This is a genomic window from Halobiforma lacisalsi AJ5 (genome assembly GCF_000226975.2).
In the GTDB taxonomy this organism is placed as follows: domain Archaea; phylum Halobacteriota; class Halobacteria; order Halobacteriales; family Natrialbaceae; genus Natronobacterium; species Natronobacterium lacisalsi.
Window position 1 is genome coordinate 1,487,777 of the sequence record NZ_CP019285.1, and the last position, 19,219, is coordinate 1,506,995.

Here is a 19,219-nt window from a genome sequence, read left to right on the forward strand (position 1 = left end):
CCTCGGGGAACCCGGGTACCCGGCTTCGATCCGTTCGCGGGCCGGAGGCGGCTGCGGGTGTAGCTCGCAACCTTTATCAAGCGCACGGCGGAAGCCATATCTAAGATTACTCACCGTCTTATGGCAGGAAATCAACAACCGGAGGTGAACATCGGGCTCGTCGGTCACGTCGACCACGGCAAGACCACGCTGGTCCAAGCGTTGAGCGGCTCGTGGACCGACCAGCACAGCGAGGAGATGAAACGCGGCATCTCCATCAGGCTCGGCTACGCGGACGCCACGTTCCGTCACTGCGAGGGCCTCGACGAACCCGAGTGTTACACCATCGCCGAGAAGTGTCCGGACGGCTCGGAGAGCGAGCCGCTGCGGACCGTATCGTTCGTCGACGCGCCGGGACACGAAACGCTGATGGCGACGATGCTGTCCGGTGCCTCGCTGATGGACGGGGCCGTGCTCGTGATCAGCGCGAACGAACCCGTCCCCCAGCCACAGACCGAGGAGCACCTCATGGCCCTGGACATCATCGGTATCGACAACATCGTCATCGCCCAGAACAAGGTCGACCTCGTCAGCGGCGACCAGGCCCGGCAGAACTACGAGGAGATTCAGGAGTTCGTCGAGGGAACCGTCGCCGAAGACGCGCCGGTCGTCCCCGTCTCCGCGGGCCAGGAGGTCAACCTCGACCTGCTGATGCAGGCCATCGAGGAGGAGATCCCCACGCCCGAACGGGACCCCGACACCGATCCGCGGATGCACGTCGCCCGGAGCTTCGACATCAACAAACCCGGTACGACCGCCGACGACCTCGCCGGCGGCGTCCTCGGGGGGAGTCTGGTCCAGGGCGAACTCGAGGTCGGCGACGAGATCGAGATCCGTCCCGGCCGCGAGGTCGAGCGGGGCGGCCAGACCGAGTACGTTCCCATCGAGACGACGATCCGGTCGCTCCAGGCCGGCGGCGAGGACGTCGACGCCGCGACGCCGGGCGGCCTGCTCGGCGTCGGTACCGGCCTCGACCCGTCGCTGACGAAAGGCGACGCGCTGGCCGGCCGACTGGCCGGTCCCGCGGGGTCGTTGCCGCCCACCTGGGACAGCTTCACGATGGACGTCGACCTGCTCGACCGCGTCGTCGGCACCGACGGCGGCGAGGTCGAGGAGATCAGCACGGGCGAGCCCCTGATGATGACCGTCGGCACCGCGACGACCGTCGGCGCGGTCACCAGCGCCCGTGAAGGGGAGTGTGAGGTCAACCTCAAACGCCCCGTCGCGGCCGAACCCGGCGCGAAGATCGCGATCAACCGCCGGATCGGCGCGCGCTGGCGACTGATCGGGCTCGGCACGCTCAAGGAGACGTAACACGCAACACGGTACGACGAATGAGTACGCAGGGCCGGACGCGGGTCGCACTCGACACGAGCGCGCTGATGATGCCGGTCGAACTCGACGTGCGACTGTTCGACGAACTCGAGCGGCTCCTCGGCGGTGCGCGACGCACACCCGAGGAAGCGAGCGGCGATCAGCCGCGAACGGAGGGCTACGAGGCGATCACCCCCCAGGCCGTCCTCGAGGAACTGCGCCGCCTCTCCGAGAAGGGCGGACGGGAGGGGACGGCCGCGAACGTCGGCCGCGACCTCGCGACCGAGCGCTGTCTCGTCGTCGACACGGAAGCGTCGTACGCCGACGACGCCCTGGTCGAACTCGCCCGCGAGGGCAACGTCGACTACGTCGTCACGAACGACCGCCCGCTGCGTGACCGTGTGCTCGAGGCGAACGTACCGGTAATTGCATTACGCGGGAGAAACAAGTTAGCGATCACTCAACCATAGAATGTACAAACGGGTCAGACTGAAGGACACGGTAGAAGTACCGCCGGAGGAGCTCGGCGACGTCTCGCCGGACCTCGTGAAGCGACTGCTGCAGGACAAACTCGAGGGACGCATGGACGAGGAGGTGGGAAGCGTCGTCTCCGTCACCGAAGTCCACGACATCGGTGAGGGGACGGTGCTGCCCAACGAACCCGGCGTCTACTACGAAGCCGACTTCGACGCCGTCACCTTCGACCCGCAGATGCAGGAAGTCGTCGACGGCACGGTCGTCGAAGTCGTCGAGTTCGGCGCCTTCGTCGGCATCGGACCGGTCGACGGCCTGCTGCACGTCTCCCAGATCAGCGACGAGTACCTCGCCTTCGACGGCGAGAACCAGCAACTCGCCTCGAACGAGTCCAACCGCACGCTGGCGGTCGACGATGCGGTCCGCGCCCGAATCGTCACCAAGAGCATCGACGAGCGCAACCCCCGCGACTCGAAGATCGGCCTCACGGCGAAACAGCCCGGCCTGGGCAAACACGGCTGGCTCGAGGAAGAACACGAAAAGCGGGAAGCAACCGCGACCGAAGGTGAATAACCATGGCATCCGATCGTCTCGTCTGTCGCGAGTGTCACCGGGTCAACGAACCGGACAACGAGACCTGCGACGCGTGTAACTCCTCGTCGCTGACCGAGGACTGGGCCGGCTACGTCGTCATCGCCCATCCCGAGGACAGCGAGATCGCGACGGAAATGCAGATCACCGAACCCGGCGCGTATGCGCTGAAGGTCCGCTGACCCGCCGTGACGAGCGACGAACCCGACGACGCCGACCGCGACCGCGGCGGCGACGAGGACGCGAGCGCGACCGACGGGTCCGGGCCCGGAGCGACCGACGTCGTCTCCGATCCGGCCGACCAGCTACTCGTGTTGCCCGACGACCTGCGGAGCGAACTCAAAGAGCCGCTCGGGCCGATCGAGACCGACGCGGACGCCCTGCTCGAGGACGTCGGCGAGCCGCTGATCGCGGTCGGCGACGTCGTCACCTACCACCTGCTCGAGGCCGACTGCCGTCCCGACGTCGCCCTCGTCGACGAGCGCACCGAACGCGAGACCGTCGACGAGGAGATCCGGGACACCGTCACCGAAGGTACAAGCCTCGAGGCCGTGAACCCGCCCGCCGAGATCACCGAGGACGTCGTCTGGGCGCTCTGTGAGGCCCTCGAGCGGATGGAGCCGACGACGATCCTGGTCGACGGCGAGGAGGACCTGGTCGTCCTGCCGGCGATCGTCGCCGCGCCCGACGGTGCGAGCGTCGTCTACGGCCAGCCCGGCGAGGGGATGGTCCACGTCCGGGTGACCGAGGAGGTCCGCGAGGAGGTCCGTGACCTGCTCGACCGGTTCGACGGCGACGTAGAGCGGTTCTGGACGCTGCTCGAGTGATTCTCCCGTCCGTTCTCCGGCAGCGGTCCGTTCGACAGGATATTTATCGGCCCAGGTGAACGTGACCGACATGTACGAGTACGATTTCGTCGTCGTCGGCGTCGGTCCCGCCGGCGCGCGCTTCTCCCGGCGGGCCGCCGAGAAGGGCTACGACGTGCTCGCTCTCGAGCAGGGGACCGTCGGCACGCCGCTTGCCTGCTCGGGCCACGTGAGCACCGACGTCTGGGAGTTTACCGGCCCCGGTGCCCGCGAGGAACTCTTCCAGAACGAGATCTACGGCGCGCGGTTCCACGTCGGCGGGCCGCGAAGCGACGCCTACCCCTTCTACAAGGACGAGGTCGCCTCGAACGTCATCGACCGCGTCGGCCTCGACCGACACCTCGCCGACCTCGCGCGCGAGGCCGGTGCCGACGTCCGCGAGGAACACACCGTCACCGAGGTCCGCGAGCACCGCGACCGCGTCGAGGTCGTCGCCAGCGGCCCCGACGACGTTCACACCTTCGAGGCGAAGATGGTCGCCGGCTGTGACGGGCCCCGCTCGAGGGTGCGGGACGAACTCGACCTGCCGGAACCGGGCGAACTCCTCCACGGCGTGCTCGCCTTTTCCGAGGAGGAGGACCACCAGGACTTCGTCGACGTCCACCTGACCGCGCCGACGTTCTTCGCGTGGCGCATTCCGCGTGGCGATGCCGGCGTCGAGTACGGGCTTGCTGCGCCGCCGGGCGTCCAGGTAAACAAACACTTCGAGGAACTGATCGACGGCTACGAGGTCGACGTCTCCCATCGCTGCTCGGGTGCGATCCCGATCGGTCCCCCCGAGCGAGTGACCACCCGCCGGGGCTTCCTGCTCGGCGATGCGGCCGCCCAGACCAAGCCGTTCACCGGCGGCGGCATCCTCTATGGCATGACCTCGGCCGACCACGCCGCCCGCGAGATCGACCCCGACCGGCCGACGACGCTCGCGGCCTACGAACGCGCCTGGCGCGACGACATAGAGCGCGAGCAGTCGCTGGGCCACTGGCTCCGCCGGGCGTACTCGCTGCCCGAACCGGTCCAGCGGATCGGCCTGGGGGCGCTGTCGGGGAAGATCGGGGTACACATGGACCGCCCGACCTCCTTGCTCTCGCGGGATCACCTCCAGGCGATGGTCTCCCGGGCGTTCCGCTGACGGCGAGCCGACAGACCGAAGGCTCCCGTCCGGGAACGAACGTCCGATGACGGACGGTCGGAGCCGCCGCTGGCGTCGGGTCGCGGTCGATCGCATCGCCGGGGCGCTCGAGCGCCTGGGGATCATCTCGAGCGATCGGTTCCGGCCGACGATGGACCTGGCCTGGCCCCGGATCGTCACCGGGTTCGCGATCATGTCCAAGCAGACGGCCGACCTGGCGATGGTCGGGACGGCCGTCGGCATCGCGAGCACCGGCGGGATGGCCTTCGCGCTCGCGTACTGGGAGATCGTGACGATGCTGGGGCTGGGGCTGGCCGGCGGCACCGTCAGCCTCGTCTCGCAGAACTACGGCGGCGAGGCGACCGAGCGGGCCTCGCTGGTGGTAACCCAGAGCGTCCTGCTGGCGACGGCGATCGCACTGCCGCTTGTCGGCGCTTTCCTCCTGTTTGCCGAGCCGCTGATCGGCCTGTTCGACGCCGACCCGGCGCTCGTCGAGTACGGGGCGACGTACCTGGTCTTCGTCGCGCCGGCCGTGCTGTTCGAACTCCTCAATCTCATCGCCAGTCGGACCTACACCGGCGTCGGCGACACGTACACGGAGATGGTCGCCCGCGCCGGGGGTGCGGTGTTGAACATCGTCCTCAGCGCCGCCTTCATCTTCGGCTTCGGCATGGGCGTCGCGGGCGCGGGACTCGGGACGACCCTGTCGACGGGGTTCGTCACCCTCGTCCTCGGCTGGGGGATGAGCGGACGATCGTACGGCCGCCTCGGGATGGAACCCAGCCCGGTGCCGATCACGCGTTCGGGCCCGTGGCTTCACCTGGGACTGGCGAGGCAGTTGGTCGAGATTTCGACGCCCGAGATCGGCCGTCGGCTGGCCCAGGGAGTCGCCGTGTTCCCGCTACTCTGGATCGCCGCCGCCTTCGGGCCGGTCGTCGTGACCGCGGTCGAGGTCGGTCGCCGGATCCGCGGGCTCATCAACAGCATCAACTGGGGACTGTCGCTGGCCGCGAGTTCGCTCGTGGGACAGCGACTCGGGGCCAACGAGGAGGACGAGGCCGGCGCGTTCGGCGCGGCCATCGTCCGGCTGTCGGTCCTGATCTACGCCGCGGCCGGCCTCCTGGTGATCGCCCTCGCGGAACCGATCGCCGGGCTATTCGTCGCCGACCCGGGCGAGATCGCCCAGGCCGCAGTCTTCGTCGCCGTCGGCGCGGTCAGCGCGGTCGGCTACGGGATCGACGGGGCCGCCGCGGGTGCGCTGCTGGGGGCCGGCGACACGCGACTGCCGTTCGTCGCCTCGCTGGTCGGCCGCTACGTCTTCGCGCTTCCGGCGGCCGCCATCGGTCTCGTCACGCCGCTTGGCGTCGGCGGACTCTATCTCGCCTTTCTGCTCGAGACCTACGTCCCGGGCGGAATCAACTACTGGCTGTTCCGGCGCGGCCGCTGGAAGGCGGTGAGTCGGAAGTACCGGCCGTCCGCGGAGCCGGGTGAGGATTGAGTTAGCGACTGACGACGATCCCGCAGGCGATCCCCTCCGGCTCGAGCAGCTCCGCGCCGTCGACGGCGTCGGGTGTCAGCAGCAAGACGGTGTCGTCGGGCATCTCCCCGCTGACGGTCACCGGTCGGCCGAGTCGGTCCTCGAGCGCCTCCAGGTCGGACTCCGACGAGTCCTCGAGCAGACGATCGGCGTTCTCCTCGGAGAGGACGAACGTCGGCTCGGCGTTCGTTTCGGTCGGCGGGTCCGTTTCGAACTCCTCGCGGAGCGTCGCGAGCGAGTCGGAGTTGATCACCTCGAGCGACCGGATCGTCACGCGTTCGGTGTCGGAGCCGGGTGCTTCCGCCGACTGGGTGCGGACTCGTTCGGTGAGTTCCTCGAGATCGGCGTCGTCGATGCTGTCGTTCATACGGTCCTTCGAACCCGGACGGCCGTCAGGCCCGGGCCGGCGGCTTCCGGCCTCGTCCCGTCACTCGTAGGTCGGCAGCCGACCCGAGCGATCCGAGCCCTCGTAGAACGGCAACTCGGTCCGGGTCGCCGGCACCTCCTCGCCGCCGACGCGAACCGTCAGGTCGTCGCTCTCGAGGCCGTAGTCGACGACCGCGAGCGCGATAGGCTCCTCGAGCAGCGGGCTCTCTCCGGCGCGGGTGACCTCGCCGACGGAGGCGTCGCCGTCGAAGACGGCCGCGCCGGACTCGGGAACTGGCCCCTCGGCGGCTTCCGCTTCGCTTTCGCCGGCGATTGTCAGTCCGATCAACTGGCGGCTCGGCTGCCCGCGGTTTTCGACACGGGAGACCACCTCCTGGCCGACGTAACAGCCCTTCTCGAAGTCCAGGGCGTTCCGTAACCCGAGGACGTTCGGGATCTCGCCCTCGAGTTCGGTGTCGAACAGCGGCGTCCCGGCCTCGAGACAGAGGGAGTCCCAGGTCCGGTAGCCGAAGGGGGCCGCGTTCAGCCCCTGGTTGAGGAGGACGTCGTAGACGGACTCGGCGTCGGCGGCGGCGCAGATCACCTCGTAGCCCTCCTCGCCCGCGAGCGCGTCGGTCCGGACGACGGTCACGCCGGAGTCGCCCATCGAGCCGCGGACGAACGAGAGCCGGTCCTCGGGCGAGGCGGCTCCGTTGAGGACGCTCGCGACCTTCTCGGTAGCCTGGGGGCCGTGAATCCCGAAGATCGCGTAGTCGTCCGTTGCGACCCGAATCTCGACGTCCTGGATGAAGATCTTCTCGGACCACTCCTCGGCCAGCGGTTCGGCCTTTTGCGGCGGGACGAAAAGCAAGAGCCGCTCGCCGGCGTTGTAGACGTACAGTTCGACCTCGATGCCTCCCTGGGGATCGAGGACGAGCGCGTAACAGCCCTGGCCGTCCTCGTCGGGGACGCGGTTCGAGACCACGTTGTCGACGTACTCGAGGCGGTCGTCGCCCTCCACGACGACCACGCCGGAGACCATCTCGATCAGGCCGACGCCGTTGCGGACCGCACGGTGGGTCCGCTCGGGCCGGCCGAAGTGTTCGACGACGGTCCGGTCGCCCCGTTCGCCGAACGTCGCGCCGTGGTCCTCGTGGATCGACTCGATGACGCTCATGCCTCCAGTCAGGAGCCTGAGCGTATCAGGCGTTTCGATTCAAAAAGGCAGCCGGTCCCGGAGCCAGTCGCCGATCGATTCCTCGGGCTCTTCGTCGGGAACCTCGGGAATCACCCGGTCGGCGGGCTTGATGAGGGTCTGGTCGCCGTCCGATTCGACGACGATGAGGCCGTCGGTCTTCAGGGTCGCGAGAGCGTCCTCGAGGTCGTCGATCTCCGCCTCGACGGCCGCGCGGAGTTCGAAGACGGTCATGCCGTCGTCGGCTCGATCGACGAGTGCGTCGAGTACCGCGACTTCCGTCCGCTCCCGGTTCCGGTACTCCCGCTTTGCTTTCATCCGTGTTGGTATTCGACGACCCGGGATTTGACGTTTGTCGTTGGCGACCCTCGAGTCGGGGCGGCACTGTCGTCGCCCCGCCGGACCCAGGCGGTACGTTTTTTATGGCCCCGCTCGGAACGGTGTGACAATGGTCCTGCGATGTTCGCTGCTCGGACACGACTACGGCGATCCCGACGTCGAACGCGAGCGCGAAGAACGGGGCAGTGAAGTCGTCGTTACCGTCCAGGAGTACGAGGAGTGTACCCGCTGTGGCGAACGGAACGTCATCAGCGAGAACACGGAAGTGACGAGCATCTCCTCCGCGATCGACGGCGACGAGTTGCCCGACGAACACGAACCCGAACCCGAATCCGTACCTGAACCCGGGCCCGAGTCCGACATCGACTCCGAACAACCGTCCGGCTCCGAGCCCGAGAGCGCCGCCGACGGCGAAGACGTCGAGTTCATCGACGCGGACGCCGGCGAAACCGAGACCGTCGAGCCGACGGCCGACGCCGACACGGACGCGGACGACACCGTGGCGACGGCCGCCGACGACGACGGCGAGATCCTCGAGGACTCACCGGCCGATCGCGACCGCGACAGCGACCGCGAACACGGTGAGTGGCCCGACTCGAGCGACGTCGGCCCGCCGGTCGAGGAGGAGAACCCGACCGAGTGGCCCGAGGCCGAGGTCGGTGACCCGACCGACGACGACGCAGTCGTCCTCGAGCACGACTCGAGCGAGACCGGCGTCCCCGACGGCGTCGACCGCGGCGTCTCCGAGGGCGACGTCGGGACGGCCGCCGGCGGGACGGGCGGCTCCGACGGTATCAGTGCTGCCGACGTGACCGCCGACCTCGAGGCGATGGAAGACGACGACTCGAGCGAGGAACCCGCCCTCGAGAGCGGTTCCGGCATCGAACGCGACGGCTCGGTACCGGTGCCGACGGAAGAGGATCCGGCCGACGAGGACGTGCCCACGGAGTTTTACTGCCCCCGGTGTGACTACGTCGCCGCGGAGAACCGCGCCTCGCTGCGGGCCGGCGACATCTGTCCCGACTGCCGCAAGGGGTATCTCGGCGAGCGGCCGCGGCACTGATACGGAGTGCTGGAACGGTTTTCCAGGGCAACCGCCGCTCTGATCGCGGTTTCGCCGGAACCACCCACAGGAACAGGAACAGGAAACCGTACGATGCGGATCGGCCACTGGTGTTCTTCTTTCTCTCTCTCTCGAATCCCTGTGGCGCGGTTCCCTCGTGTCAACCAGACAGACAACACGAACCGCCGATTCGCGTCTCGCACGCGCCACTCCCTCCCGATATCGACGGCTATGAAAAGAGGTAAACAGTCCGCCGTGTATCTCCAATCCATGAAGGAGTACAAGATGCGTCGCGGTGAATATCTCGAGGAGCGAATCCCGGACATGCAGGACACGATCGAGGACTACTTCGGGTCCGTCACGGGAACCCAGGAGTACAAGGGCAGCGACCTCTACGTGATCGAGGAGCCCGACAACCCCGTCTTCGAGAAGATCGTCGTCGGCGCAGTCGAATACTCCGGGAAGAAGGACAAACTCGGCGTCGAGTTCCACGAACGCGACCCCACCGAACTCGGCCCCGACGAACTCGAGGCCGCGAGCGAGGCCGTCGACGCCAAGAACGACTTCCTCCTCGAGGCGACCGGTCGGGACGCGAAGGCCCGTCGCGACTCGATGAAACGCGCCGTCGAGGACGACCCGGACCACGACGTCGACGCCTGACGGAGCGTAACTCACTGTTCTCTCCCTGTTCGGGAACACGCCGTCCAGCGACGGGTATCGCGATCGGCCGGAGCTTCTCCGGTGGCTTCGAAACGGCTATCCGCGCACCCTCGAATACCTCGGACATGGACCTCTCGGCGTTTCTCCTCGCGACGCTCGTGACCCACGTCGGACTGGCGGGGTTCGTGACCGGACACGCAGTGCTGACTGACGGCGACGCCGGAAACTGGCCCTACATCACGCTCGCGCTCGGACTCGCGGGCGTTGCGGGGTACTTCTTCTACGACGAAGCGACCGAGGGAGGGCGCTGATCAGTCCCCGGCGGCGACGCCCTCGCCACCGCCCTCACCGGCCGCCTCGTCGGGCACGTCGGACCAGACGCCCGAGGAGAGGTCGATGCCGTCGGTCCACTTGCCGACGACCGACGCGACGGCGAGGTCGCCGGTGACGTTGTTCGTCGTCGCGATCCGGCCGAGGATCGGGTCGACGCCCGCGACGAAGCCGACGATCTCGAGGGGTAGTCCGAGCGCGGTCAGGATGACCGACAGCATGATCAACCCGGCACCGGGGACGCCAGCCGTCCCGATGCTGATCAGGATCACGGTCGCGAGCACGAGCACCTGTTCGCCCACGCCCAGGGTGACGCCGACCAGATTGGCGGCAAATACTGCCGTCACCGCCTGCCGGATGGCCGCGCCGTCCATGTTGATTGTCGCGCCGAGGGGCAGGCCGAAGCCGTAGACCGACTCGTCGATCCGGAGGTTCTCGTCGGCGTCGGCGATCGTCACCGGCAGCGTACCGCTCGAGGAGCGGATCGTAAACGCCGTCACCATGGCGTCTTTCGCGCCGGCGAGGAACGACAGCGGCGACTCCCCGAGGATCCCGAGGGTCATCACGCCGAGGTAGGTGACGCTCATGTGGATGACGATCCCGACGGCGATGACGGCCACGAGCGCCCCGAGCTGGACGATCGCGCCCAGCCCTTCGGTGCCGATCGAGGCCGCCATGAGGGCGAAGACGCCGATCACGCCGTACTCCATGACGCCCCAGACGATCTTGAACAGGGCCTCGGTGCCGGCGTCGACGAAGGCGAAGAAGCCGTCGATCGCGTCCGCGACCGTTTCGTCGGTCGTCGCCTCGCGGACCATCGTCAGCGCCAGTCCGAACACGACCACGAAGAAGATCGTCGAGAGGATGTCGCCGTCGACCATCGCGGCCAGCGGGTTCTCGGGGACGATACCTAGCACGACTTCCGCGACCGTCGGCGGCTCGGCCTCCTGGGCTTCGCCGCCGACGAACTCGACCGCGGTCCCAGGGTCGAACAGGTTCGCGACGGCGAGGCCGATCGCGGCCGCGATCGTCGTCGTCACCGCGTAGAGGCCCACGGTCAGCCCGCCGACCTTGCCGAGCTTCGAGGGCGTGAGCTTCCGCATCCCGCCCAGCAGCGTGAAGACGATCAGCGGGACGATCAGCATCTCGAGCAGGCGCAAGAAGAGATCGCCGAGCGGCTCGAGGACGCCGGCCCGTTCGCCGACGAGGCCGCCGAGCGCGGTCCCGAGGACGAACGCGACCGCGATGCGATAGATGATGGGGATCGATCGATACCGACGCCACGTACGTCTCGGAAGCGACTCGGATGTCGTACTCATCGACTGCCGTTTGGGACAGGGGGCGGCAACCTGTGTCGGTATCGGTGAGTCTGACCGTTATCTCCGACGGGAGTGGAGAAGCCGAAACCCGATTCAGGCCAGGAAGACGTGGCGCGGTCGATCCGCGAGGACGTCGCGACCGTAGTCGACCGTCTCGGAGAACTCCTCGCTGCGGAAGAACGCCATCGCGTCCTCGCGGGAGTCCCACCGGCTGGCGATGAACATGTCGTTCTCGTCCTCGCGGTTCGCGAGGAGGTCGGTCTTCCGGTGACCGTCCATCTCCGCGAGCAGGCCGGCCACGTCGCCGAAGGTGCCGACGAAGTCCTCGCGGTGTTCGGGCTTGACGGTGTAGAACATGCCCATCGTCCCCCACGAGTCCGCGTCGTCGTCGCCGGCCTGGCGAACGACGTCGGGGAGGTCGGCGAGGAACCCGGCCGCGGTGTCTGCGGCCCGTTCGGTGTCCCAGAGGCTGACGACGGCGTTCTCGGCGCCTTCGTCGCCGGTCACGGAGTCGTAGACGGCAGTCTTGACGTGGGTGTCGTAGTGGTCGAAGTTCGACCGGAGCCCCTCGACCTCGTCGAACAGTTCCTCGGAGTTGGCTTCGGAGTAGAGGACGACCGCGTAGACGTCCTCGCCGTGGGGCTGGCCGCCGTAGACGCCCATCTCCTCGAGTTCGTCGCGGACGCCGTCGCCGGCGACGCTGCTGGGCGGGCCGCCGGCGTCGTCGGTGTCGGCGTCGCCGTGGTCGTGGCCCTGGTCGTCGCCGTGACCGTGACCGTGCCCCTCGTCGCCGCTTTCACCCGGATGCTCCTCACCGTGAGCGTGGGGATGACCCGCGTCGGCGTCTTCCGCCGGAACCGCGTCGCCGGCCATGTAGGCGTCTAGATCGTGGGGCTCGAACCGCCGTCCGACGTAGAACCGGCCGAACTCGGCGTACTTCGAGGTCGAGGGATCGAACCGCATCTCGGCGAGCAGGTTCTTGATGTTCGCGGGGTCGTCCGCGAACAGCGAGACGCTCCACTCGTAGTCGTCGAACCCGATGCTGCCCGCGGTGATCTGGCTGACCTTGCCGCCGTAACTGCGGCCGATGTCGCCGTGGGAACTCATGTGTTCCGAGCGGTCCTCGAACGGCAGGTCGTACCAGTTGTACTCCGGATCGCGCCGTTTCTCCATCGGGTAGAAGTTCACGTACTCCGCGTCGGGGATCTGCGGGTAGAGTTTCTGCTCTAAGTACCGCGAGAGGCCGGTGTCTTCGACCTCCTCGTCGTCCTCGAAGTAGGCGTCGGTGACGTAGTCGGAGACCTCCGCGACCGAGACGTAGGAGTCCGTTCGCTCGGTGAACTCGGCGAGCGCAGTTTGATCGAACCGCCGACCCACCTGCTCGACGTCGGCCATCGTCGGCCGGATGTGCATGAACAGGAGATCCGTCTCGTGACCGAGCATGGCAAAGAGCGCGGAGTCGCCGTCCTCGGCGTCGGCGACCCGCTCACAGTCGGCGAGGAACGACTGCCCCTCCTCGAGTGCACGGTCGCGGACGTGTTCCGGGGCGTCTCGCCAGGCGTCCCAGTCGATCGTCCGGAAGTCGTGCAGGATGTACCAGCCCTCTTTGGTTCGCGGTGGTGTCCGTCCTTCCATGGCCGGGGGTTAGGAAGCGACCGATAAGAAGGGACTGCTTCGTTTTCAGCACCCGGCATTCGACGGGCCGTACGAACGGCGCGTTGCTGGGACCGAAACCCTTTACGTACGTCCGTTTAAATCACGGATCACATGCGGAAAAGTGGGCCGCCGAAAGGAGTCATCGCCTATCTCGTCCTCGAACTCCTCGAGGAGAAACCGCGGTACGGGTACGAGATCCTCAAGGAGATCAAGGATATCAGCGGCGGTCACTGGGAGCCGTCTTACGGGTCGGTCTACCCCATCCTCTACAAGTTCGAGGAGAAGGGATGGGCAGAACGCATCGAACGCGAGGACGAACCGGACCGGAAGTACTTCGAACTCACCGACGACGGGCGCGAGGAACTCGCGGCCCGCCGGGAGGAAAGCGCCGAGAAGGGGCGTGACTTCGCCGACGTCATCCTGGGGTTTTTCCACGTCTACGCGGCGTTCTCGACGGACGACCGGTTCGAAATCCCCGAAGTCGAGGGCGAGTGGCGGTTCACCGAGGAGTTCAGCCGGTGGGTCGTCGAACAGGTCGTTCGCCACCACGAACACTACTTCGACACGGAGTTCGAGCGGATCGACGCGACTCCCGAGGAGTTCTACGAGCGCCACGGCATCGACGAGGAGTAGGAGTGACGAGCTCCCTACGACTCGGTTCGTTCGCCCCGCTGTACCCCTTCCTCGAGCGGCTCTCGGTTCTCGAGCCGTCTGCGAACCCGTCCGGCGACGTTCTTCGCGAGCACTCGCGCCGCGAACGGCACCGTCCGGCGCTGGCTCCGGTAGTAGAACTCGCCGAGTCGGTCGTCCGGAACCGATTCGGGTTCGAACGACGGGTCCCGAAGGTTGGCGACTCCCTCGCTCAGCAGCCGAACCTGTAGGGTCGCGAGCCGGTCGAACACGTCCCAGAGCGTGTAACATCCCTCGAGCGACACCTCGTCGTAGGCGACGATCTCGCCGCCGTCGATCGACTCGTCCAGTCGCTGGAGCGTCGTGCCGGCGCGGGAGCGGCCGTCGTGGAATATCGCCGGCGGCCCCATGCCCCGGTACTCTCGAATGTCGGCCGGGTGGAAACTCACCACGCCGTACTCCGGGGCCGTAAGAACGTCTCCGCGGACGAGTCCGAACCCGAACCGGACGACGACGTCACACCGGTCGGCAATCGTATCGACAGCGTCGTCGGGGAGTTCGTTCCAGCCGTCGTCGGTCAAGGGCTCGCAGGCGAGGTGATCTGCGTCGGCGACGGCGTCGACGTTCTCCACGGACCGGCGGTGCCACAGTGGCTGTTCGTCGCCCAGCACCCGCCCCAGCGCCCGCTCGGCGAGGACGAAGGTCCAGGCCCGTTCCAGGCGAAACGTGTCGACGAACTCTCGGACGTCCGCGAGGGTGATCCGATCCTTCGAGTTCCAGGATTCGGCTTCCGCGTCCGAATCGGCATTCCGGACGACCAGCGAGAGTTCCGTTCCAGTTTGGTCCCGTAACCGCTCGAGCGCGCGGACCTGCCACTCGTAGAGAAAGGACTCACTCAGGACTCCGACCCGCAACGGGTGAGCGGCGGACATCTCTCTGCCGGGGACGGGGATTCCTGGCTCTTAGTTACCAGTTCCTTTTTCGTGGCCAACGAGTCCGTATCGCTCCGATACGTTCGGTCGGCCGCGCCGTTGCCGGTCGCAAGATCGACCGACGGAAGGGCCTCCGGCTGTCGGACGGGCAGATCTCGTCGGAGTCGGCGGACGGAATCCGGGCCTCGAGCGGTAGCCGCGTCGAACGACGGCCGTTGGCTCCGGTTTCGAACGAACGCCGCCCGTACGCGGCGTTACCCGGCGAGTATTCCCGGTGCGAACAACATTGCCAGGAAGCTGATCAGCATGGTCAGCCCGACCGAGGTCGTCACCATCCGGACCCTCCGGCGGGTCGCGTCGATCGGGAGCCGGGAGATCACCGCCTCCGTGCTGGTCCGGAGGATGTGGCCGCCGTCCAGCGGGAAGGCGGGGATGCAGTTGAAAAAGCCCAGTTGGACGTTGATCCAGCCGGTCCAGAACAGCAGGTTCGCGATCAGGAACACCGTGGTGTCGCCGAGCGCGGCCATCGTTCCCTGAACCTGGTAGAAGTTCTCGATGCCGCCCGTGAAGCCGGCGAAATTGAACGGGAGCGCGCCGATGACGCCGACGATCGGCAACAGCAGGGCGATGCCGATCTTGCCGAGGAAGCTGTCGGTGAGCACGCCGAAGCTGCTGTCACCTTCGCCGCCGAGGACCGTCAGGTACTCTTCGGCCGGGTAGAGTTGCACGCCGACGTCCGCGACCTCGAAGCCGGTCGTCCCCGGCGTCGCGCCGATCCCGAGGAACCCGTCGTCGGACTGGTAGGGACTCTCGCCGAGGGTCACCTCGAGTTCCTGCCGTTCGCCGCCGAGATAGCCGGCGAGGGTCACCTCGTCGCCGGGCTCCCCGCCGTCGAGGAGCGGCCCGAGGTCGGCGTAGCTGTGGACGCGCTCGCCCTCGAAGGAGGTAATGACGAACGTCTCGTCGGTCGGGCCGAGTTCGGACTCGAGCGGTTCACCCTCGAGCACCTGAACGGCCGCACCGATCGGGACCTCGCGCTCGAGACGGTCTCCGTCGGTCGGATCGATCGTCAGCGTCGCGACCTCGTCGTCGCCGACGGCCTGGCGGAACTCGTGTTCGGTCGCGACCTCCTGTCCGTCGACCGCGACGATCGCATCGCCGGCCTCGAGTCCCGCGGGACCGCCGTCGACCGCCGCGGTGACGATCAGCGAGCGGTCGAACGTGATCGTCTCTCCGTCGTTGATCTCGACGGTTACCTGCTCGCCGTCGGCGCCCTCGAGGCGGTCGGCGAGGTCGTCGTTGCTCTCGACGGGGGTGCCGTCGATGGCGGTGATCCGATCGTTGGGCTGGAGGCCGGCCTCGGCGGCGGGCGAGTCGGGGGCGACGCCGCCGACGGCGGCACCCGGGGCGACGGCGATCGAACCCGCGACGGGACCGAAAAGCAGGGCGAACGCGACCAGCGTGATCGCGAAGTTGTTCGTGACGCCGGCGGCGAACATCCGGGTCTGGCTGCCGCGGGAGGCGTTCTTGCTGCTTTGCTGGTCGGGTTCGACGAACGCGCCGACGGGGAGGACGGCGAGCATCGCGATCCCCATCGAGTCGATGTCGATGTCCTCGACCCGACAGAGCAGCCCGTGGCCGCCCTCGTGGACGACGAGTCCGACAAGGAGTCCGAAGACGATGCCGGGGGTGGCAGACAGCGGCAGGAAGTCGTTGACGCCGGGGATGACGAGGACGTTCCGCGGTTGCTGGACGGCCGTCGACGGCTGCGGCGAGGAGAGCGAACTGATCGCCGCGAGCAGGAGGAACCCGAACATCGCGACCATCACGACGAGCGCGATGCCGATGCCGAGGTTCGCCCAGGCCCGCCAGAACCGCCTGGGTCCGGACAGCCAGTCGAGGAACTCGCGCCCACGCTTGGTGTGGAACGTGAGGATCGGACCCTGGGTGCCGACGAAGTCGGGGAGCAGGTCCGCGTTCCGCAGCGCGATGATCGCGGCCCAGTAGAGCCCCAGGCCGACGACGACCCACGTCAGTAGCTCCGAACCGAAGAGTTCGGGCGGCGAGATGAAAGCAGGGAACCCGTAGTCCATCGCTCCTAACTCAGGGAGGCGTTCTCAAAGGGCTTTTGTCTGTGTGTGTTTCCGGCCGGTACAGGTGCGGACGTGTCGCGGTCCCGAGCGCCGAGCGACGCGGAACCGCTATCGCTCGCGGCGCAGGCGGGCCACGACGAACTCCCGATCGAGTTTCGCGAGGAACGGCCCGAGCTTCGGCCCCTGGTCCTCGTCGAAGAACAGGCGGTAGCCGGCCGCGAAGAACGCGCCGACGTCGACGTCGTGGCGCTTGGCCGTCTCGTAGATCTCGCCCTGGATCTCCTCGGGATCGTGGCCCGCCTCGATGAACTCGGCCAGTTCCTCGAGGGCGTCCTCGGTCGCCGCGTCGAAGTCGTGGTCGGGGATCTCGCTGCGCTTGAGTTCGTAATCGAACTCGTTGCCCGTGCGACGCGCCCAGTTGCGGGCGCGTTCGACGCGTGCGAGTGCGTCCTCGACCGCCCACTCGGGGGCGTCGTCGGGGATGTGGCCTTCCTTGCGGGCGACCTCCTCGCGGAGGTCCGGGTCGTCGAACATCCCGAGCACGGCGGCGAACGTGTACGGCAGGCGAATCCGCTCCTCGCGGGGGTCCTCGACCAGCAGCGGGTAGACCCGCTCGGCGAAGGCCGTCTCGTCCTCGTCGGCCTCGACCTCGCCGAAGTAGATCCGCTCGAGGCGGTCGAACTCGTCGACGAGCTGGTCGAGGCGTTCGATGCTGAAGTCCCGGGCCTTCACGGGATCCTTCGCGAAGAAGTACCGCAGGACTTCGGGTTCGAGCAACTCGAGGACGTCCGAGACGAGGATGACGTTGCCCTCCGAGGAGGAGAACGGTTCGCCCTCGAGGGTGAACCACTCGTAGACCATCGGGACGGGGGGTTCGATCTCGAGGACGTTGCGCGCGACGTCCTGGCCGCTCGGCCAGGAGCCCTCGGCGTGGTCCTTGCCGAAGGGCTCGAAGTCGACGCCGAGTTCCTTCCACTGGGCGGGCCACTCGAAGCGCCAGGGCATCTTCCCCTCCCGCAGGGTAGCGGTACCCTCGTGGCCACAGCCCTCGATGGTGCGGTCGCCGGCGTCCATGTCCGTACAGCGGTAGTCGACGGTCGGTTCGTCGCCGTCCAGATCGACGCTCGTCACCGTCTCGGTAATCTTCCCGCACTCCTCGCAGATCGGGTTGAACGGGACGTACTCGTCGTCGACCTTGTCCTGGTACGCCGCGAGCACCTCGCGGGCGCGCTCGCGGTGCTCGAGAACGAACCGGGTGACGTCCTCGAGGTCGCCGTTCTCGTACAGTTCCGTGTTCGAGACGAGATCGATCGGGACGTCGACGGCTTCGGCGCTGTCGACAATGATTTGCGAGAAGTGGTCGCCGTAGGAGTCACAGCAGCCGAACGGGTCGGGGATGTCGGTGTACGGCGAGCCGAGGTTGCGGCCGAGCGCGCCGGCGTCGACCTCGCCCAGATCGACGAGGTTCCCCTCGAGATCACAGAGGGTACGCGGGAGCTTCCGCAGGGGGTCGCGGTCGTCGGCGGTGAAGACCTGGCGGACCTCGTGGCCCCGCTCGCGGAGGGCTTCGGCGACGAAGTAGCCGCGCATGATCTCGTTGACGTTCCCGAGGTGGGGGACGCCGGAGGGGGAGATGCCGCCCTTGATGACGATCGGTTCCTCGGGATCGCGGTCTTCGATCCGGTCCGCGACCGTGTCCGCCCAGAACGCGTGTTGCGTCTCGATGTCGTCCCGCTGGAGCGTATAGGGGCTGATTTCGGCTCTAGAGGCGAGATCGTCGGTGTCGTTCGTATCGGTCTCGTCGGTCATCGCTCGCGGTCGTCCTCCGCTTCCTCGTCCCCGGCCCAGTACGTCGGCTCCTCGCCGACGCCGTCCGGGATCACGTCGGTTCCCTCGTGATCGCCCTGTCGAACCGCGCGGGCGATCCGGTCGGGATCGGTGCCGTCGAGGACGATCGTTCGCATCCCCGACCGCTCGATGATCTTCGCCGCCAGCAGGTCGACCGGGGCGGAGGAGCCGGCGTTCATCTCGAGGCCGGCGATGGCGTCGACGAGTTCGCCGGCCGAGAGCCGGTCGTACTTCGTCGCGTCGTCGGACTCGTTGGGGTCGTCGCTGTAGACGCCGGGGACGCTCGTGGCGTACACGAGCAGGTCGGCGTCGATGTACTCCGCGAGCGCGGCCCCGACGGCGTCGGTGGTCTGGGCCGGGGCGACCCCGCCCATGACCGAGACGTCGCCGCGACGCAGTGCCTCGCCGGCCTCGTCGTAGTCCTCCGCGGGCGCGGTGACGGCCTCCTCGCCGAGCGCGGCGATCAGCAGCCGTGCGTTGAGCCGCGTGACGTCGATCCCGAGCTGGTCGAGTTCGATCTCGTTCGCCCCCAGATCCCGGGCGGCTCCGATATATTCGCGCGCGACACCCCCGCCGCCGACGACGGCGCCGACCCGACAGCCGTCCTCGACGAGGTCCTCGATGACGGCAGCGTGTTCGGCCACTCGATCCGCACCGGGTTCCGGCACGAGCACGCTCCCACCGATAGAGACGACCACTTTCATGCTAACCCGGTCTAACCGGGATGCTATCTTAAGGGTTGCCAACTGGCCGGCGGGCGGCATACGTTCGTCTGCCAAGCGGTGCCAGCCAGCGGCTCGAGAGCGAGCCGACGACGGCTCGCTCGGTTCCCGAGAGG

At 67.7% G+C, this 19,219-nt stretch carries 20 protein-coding genes; 11 read left to right on the forward strand and 9 right to left on the reverse strand.

Annotated features, from left to right (window positions below):
• Positions 1 to 120: 120 nt before the first annotated feature.
• The 7 genes from CHINAEXTREME_RS07065 (at position 121) to CHINAEXTREME_RS07095 (ending at position 5,911) form a co-directional block, all read left to right on the forward strand.
• Positions 121 to 1,353 carry a translation initiation factor IF-2 subunit gamma gene (locus CHINAEXTREME_RS07065; RefSeq protein WP_007140248.1) on the forward strand — a complete coding sequence of 411 codons (1,233 nt, stop codon included), beginning with the start codon at positions 121 to 123 and terminating at the stop codon, positions 1,351 to 1,353.
• Between the two features lie 20 nt (positions 1,354 to 1,373).
• Positions 1,374 to 1,823, forward strand: a complete 450-nt coding sequence (locus tag CHINAEXTREME_RS07070; protein ID WP_007140247.1) for a PIN domain-containing protein — start codon at positions 1,374 to 1,376, stop codon at positions 1,821 to 1,823.
• 1 nt (position 1,824) lies between these two features.
• Entirely contained in the window at positions 1,825 to 2,400 is a 576-nt protein-coding gene (locus CHINAEXTREME_RS07075) for a DNA-directed RNA polymerase (RefSeq protein ID WP_007140246.1), read from the forward strand.
• Between the two features lie 2 nt (positions 2,401 to 2,402).
• Positions 2,403 to 2,600, forward strand: coding sequence for a transcription elongation factor subunit Spt4 (spt4, locus tag CHINAEXTREME_RS07080; protein ID WP_006673686.1), 198 nt, complete (start codon positions 2,403 to 2,405; stop codon positions 2,598 to 2,600).
• Positions 2,601 to 2,606: 6 nt separating this feature from the next.
• Positions 2,607 to 3,245, forward strand: a complete 639-nt coding sequence (locus tag CHINAEXTREME_RS07085) for a GTP-dependent dephospho-CoA kinase family protein (RefSeq protein ID WP_007140245.1) — start codon at positions 2,607 to 2,609, stop codon at positions 3,243 to 3,245.
• A 70-nt stretch (positions 3,246 to 3,315) separates the two neighbouring features.
• Positions 3,316 to 4,413 carry a geranylgeranyl reductase family protein gene (locus tag CHINAEXTREME_RS07090; protein WP_044961568.1) on the forward strand — a complete coding sequence of 366 codons (1,098 nt, stop codon included), beginning with the start codon at positions 3,316 to 3,318 and terminating at the stop codon, positions 4,411 to 4,413.
• 46 nt (positions 4,414 to 4,459) lie between these two features.
• Positions 4,460 to 5,911, forward strand: a complete 1,452-nt coding sequence (locus CHINAEXTREME_RS07095; RefSeq protein WP_007140243.1) for an MATE family efflux transporter — start codon at positions 4,460 to 4,462, stop codon at positions 5,909 to 5,911.
• Between the two features lies 1 nt (position 5,912).
• Here the strand turns inward: CHINAEXTREME_RS07095 and CHINAEXTREME_RS07100 are convergent, their stop codons facing one another.
• From CHINAEXTREME_RS07100 to CHINAEXTREME_RS07110, 3 genes are read right to left on the reverse strand one after another with little or no spacing between them, the layout of a single operon-like run.
• Positions 5,913 to 6,317: a hypothetical protein gene (locus tag CHINAEXTREME_RS07100; RefSeq protein WP_007140242.1), complete on the reverse strand. Its 405-nt coding sequence runs from the start codon at positions 6,315 to 6,317 to the stop codon at positions 5,913 to 5,915.
• Positions 6,318 to 6,377: 60 nt separating this feature from the next.
• Positions 6,378 to 7,493: a CAF17-like 4Fe-4S cluster assembly/insertion protein YgfZ gene (gene ygfZ, locus CHINAEXTREME_RS07105; protein ID WP_007140241.1), complete on the reverse strand. Its 1,116-nt coding sequence runs from the start codon at positions 7,491 to 7,493 to the stop codon at positions 6,378 to 6,380.
• Positions 7,494 to 7,532: 39 nt separating this feature from the next.
• Positions 7,533 to 7,829 carry a DUF6432 family protein gene (locus CHINAEXTREME_RS07110; protein WP_007140240.1) on the reverse strand — a complete coding sequence of 99 codons (297 nt, stop codon included), beginning with the start codon at positions 7,827 to 7,829 and terminating at the stop codon, positions 7,533 to 7,535.
• Between the two features lie 130 nt (positions 7,830 to 7,959).
• Between CHINAEXTREME_RS07110 and CHINAEXTREME_RS07115 the strand changes: the two genes are divergently transcribed.
• The 3 genes from CHINAEXTREME_RS07115 (at position 7,960) to CHINAEXTREME_RS07125 (ending at position 9,884) form a co-directional block, all read left to right on the forward strand.
• Positions 7,960 to 8,913 (forward strand): DUF7093 family protein, encoded by a 954-nt coding sequence (locus CHINAEXTREME_RS07115; protein WP_007140239.1) that lies wholly within the window; start codon positions 7,960 to 7,962, stop codon positions 8,911 to 8,913.
• A gap of 270 nt (positions 8,914 to 9,183) precedes the next feature.
• Positions 9,184 to 9,573: a DUF5611 family protein gene (locus CHINAEXTREME_RS07120; RefSeq protein ID WP_007140238.1), complete on the forward strand. Its 390-nt coding sequence runs from the start codon at positions 9,184 to 9,186 to the stop codon at positions 9,571 to 9,573.
• Between the two features lie 125 nt (positions 9,574 to 9,698).
• On the forward strand, positions 9,699 to 9,884 hold the full coding sequence (locus CHINAEXTREME_RS07125; protein WP_007140237.1) for a hypothetical protein: 186 nt from the start codon (positions 9,699 to 9,701) through the stop codon (positions 9,882 to 9,884).
• Here the strand turns inward: CHINAEXTREME_RS07125 and CHINAEXTREME_RS07130 are convergent, their stop codons facing one another.
• Both CHINAEXTREME_RS07130 and CHINAEXTREME_RS07135 read right to left on the reverse strand, forming a co-directional pair.
• Positions 9,885 to 11,222, reverse strand: a complete 1,338-nt coding sequence (locus CHINAEXTREME_RS07130; protein ID WP_007140236.1) for a dicarboxylate/amino acid:cation symporter — start codon at positions 11,220 to 11,222, stop codon at positions 9,885 to 9,887.
• Between the two features lie 93 nt (positions 11,223 to 11,315).
• A complete protein-coding gene (locus CHINAEXTREME_RS07135; protein WP_007140235.1) occupies positions 11,316 to 12,857 on the reverse strand; it encodes a heme-binding protein in 1,542 nt (513 codons plus the stop codon).
• A gap of 132 nt (positions 12,858 to 12,989) precedes the next feature.
• Between CHINAEXTREME_RS07135 and CHINAEXTREME_RS07140 the strand changes: the two genes are divergently transcribed.
• Positions 12,990 to 13,511: a PadR family transcriptional regulator gene (locus CHINAEXTREME_RS07140; RefSeq protein WP_007140234.1), complete on the forward strand. Its 522-nt coding sequence runs from the start codon at positions 12,990 to 12,992 to the stop codon at positions 13,509 to 13,511.
• Positions 13,512 to 13,525: 14 nt separating this feature from the next.
• On the opposite strand, the gene CHINAEXTREME_RS07145 is transcribed toward CHINAEXTREME_RS07140, so the two are convergent.
• The 4 genes from CHINAEXTREME_RS07145 to pyrH form a co-directional block, all read right to left on the reverse strand.
• Positions 13,526 to 14,440 (reverse strand): formyltransferase family protein, encoded by a 915-nt coding sequence (locus CHINAEXTREME_RS07145; RefSeq protein ID WP_007140233.1) that lies wholly within the window; start codon positions 14,438 to 14,440, stop codon positions 13,526 to 13,528.
• A 254-nt stretch (positions 14,441 to 14,694) separates the two neighbouring features.
• Positions 14,695 to 16,533 (reverse strand): site-2 protease family protein, encoded by a 1,839-nt coding sequence (locus CHINAEXTREME_RS07150; protein WP_007140232.1) that lies wholly within the window; start codon positions 16,531 to 16,533, stop codon positions 14,695 to 14,697.
• A 108-nt stretch (positions 16,534 to 16,641) separates the two neighbouring features.
• Entirely contained in the window at positions 16,642 to 18,342 is a 1,701-nt protein-coding gene (lysS, locus tag CHINAEXTREME_RS07155; RefSeq protein WP_007140231.1) for a lysine--tRNA ligase, read from the reverse strand.
• Positions 18,339 to 19,085 (reverse strand): UMP kinase, encoded by a 747-nt coding sequence (gene pyrH / locus CHINAEXTREME_RS07160; protein WP_007140230.1) that lies wholly within the window; start codon positions 19,083 to 19,085, stop codon positions 18,339 to 18,341. Before pyrH ends, lysS begins: the two co-directional genes overlap by 4 nt.
• Between the last annotated feature and the right edge of the window lie 134 nt (positions 19,086 to 19,219).

Coding starts and splice junctions, on each gene's coding strand:
- CHINAEXTREME_RS07065 (WP_007140248.1), top strand. CDS start 121: ATGGCAGGAAATCAACAACCGGAGGTGAACATCGGGCTCGTCGGTCAC.
- CHINAEXTREME_RS07070 (WP_007140247.1), top strand. CDS start 1,374: ATGAGTACGCAGGGCCGGACGCGGGTCGCACTCGACACGAGCGCGCTG.
- CHINAEXTREME_RS07075 (WP_007140246.1), top strand. CDS start 1,825: ATGTACAAACGGGTCAGACTGAAGGACACGGTAGAAGTACCGCCGGAG.
- spt4 (WP_006673686.1), top strand. CDS start 2,403: ATGGCATCCGATCGTCTCGTCTGTCGCGAGTGTCACCGGGTCAACGAA.
- CHINAEXTREME_RS07090 (WP_044961568.1), top strand. CDS start 3,316: ATGTACGAGTACGATTTCGTCGTCGTCGGCGTCGGTCCCGCCGGCGCG.
- CHINAEXTREME_RS07095 (WP_007140243.1), top strand. CDS start 4,460: ATGACGGACGGTCGGAGCCGCCGCTGGCGTCGGGTCGCGGTCGATCGC.
- CHINAEXTREME_RS07100 (WP_007140242.1), bottom strand. CDS start 6,317: ATGAACGACAGCATCGACGACGCCGATCTCGAGGAACTCACCGAACGA.
- ygfZ (WP_007140241.1), bottom strand. CDS start 7,493: ATGAGCGTCATCGAGTCGATCCACGAGGACCACGGCGCGACGTTCGGC.
- CHINAEXTREME_RS07110 (WP_007140240.1), bottom strand. CDS start 7,829: ATGAAAGCAAAGCGGGAGTACCGGAACCGGGAGCGGACGGAAGTCGCG.
- CHINAEXTREME_RS07115 (WP_007140239.1), top strand. CDS start 7,960: ATGGTCCTGCGATGTTCGCTGCTCGGACACGACTACGGCGATCCCGAC.
- CHINAEXTREME_RS07120 (WP_007140238.1), top strand. CDS start 9,184: ATGAAGGAGTACAAGATGCGTCGCGGTGAATATCTCGAGGAGCGAATC.
- CHINAEXTREME_RS07125 (WP_007140237.1), top strand. CDS start 9,699: ATGGACCTCTCGGCGTTTCTCCTCGCGACGCTCGTGACCCACGTCGGA.
- CHINAEXTREME_RS07130 (WP_007140236.1), bottom strand. CDS start 11,222: ATGAGTACGACATCCGAGTCGCTTCCGAGACGTACGTGGCGTCGGTAT.
- CHINAEXTREME_RS07135 (WP_007140235.1), bottom strand. CDS start 12,857: ATGGAAGGACGGACACCACCGCGAACCAAAGAGGGCTGGTACATCCTG.
- CHINAEXTREME_RS07140 (WP_007140234.1), top strand. CDS start 12,990: ATGCGGAAAAGTGGGCCGCCGAAAGGAGTCATCGCCTATCTCGTCCTC.
- CHINAEXTREME_RS07145 (WP_007140233.1), bottom strand. CDS start 14,440: ATGTCCGCCGCTCACCCGTTGCGGGTCGGAGTCCTGAGTGAGTCCTTT.
- CHINAEXTREME_RS07150 (WP_007140232.1), bottom strand. CDS start 16,533: ATGGACTACGGGTTCCCTGCTTTCATCTCGCCGCCCGAACTCTTCGGT.
- lysS (WP_007140231.1), bottom strand. CDS start 18,342: ATGACCGACGAGACCGATACGAACGACACCGACGATCTCGCCTCTAGA.
- pyrH (WP_007140230.1), bottom strand. CDS start 19,085: ATGAAAGTGGTCGTCTCTATCGGTGGGAGCGTGCTCGTGCCGGAACCC.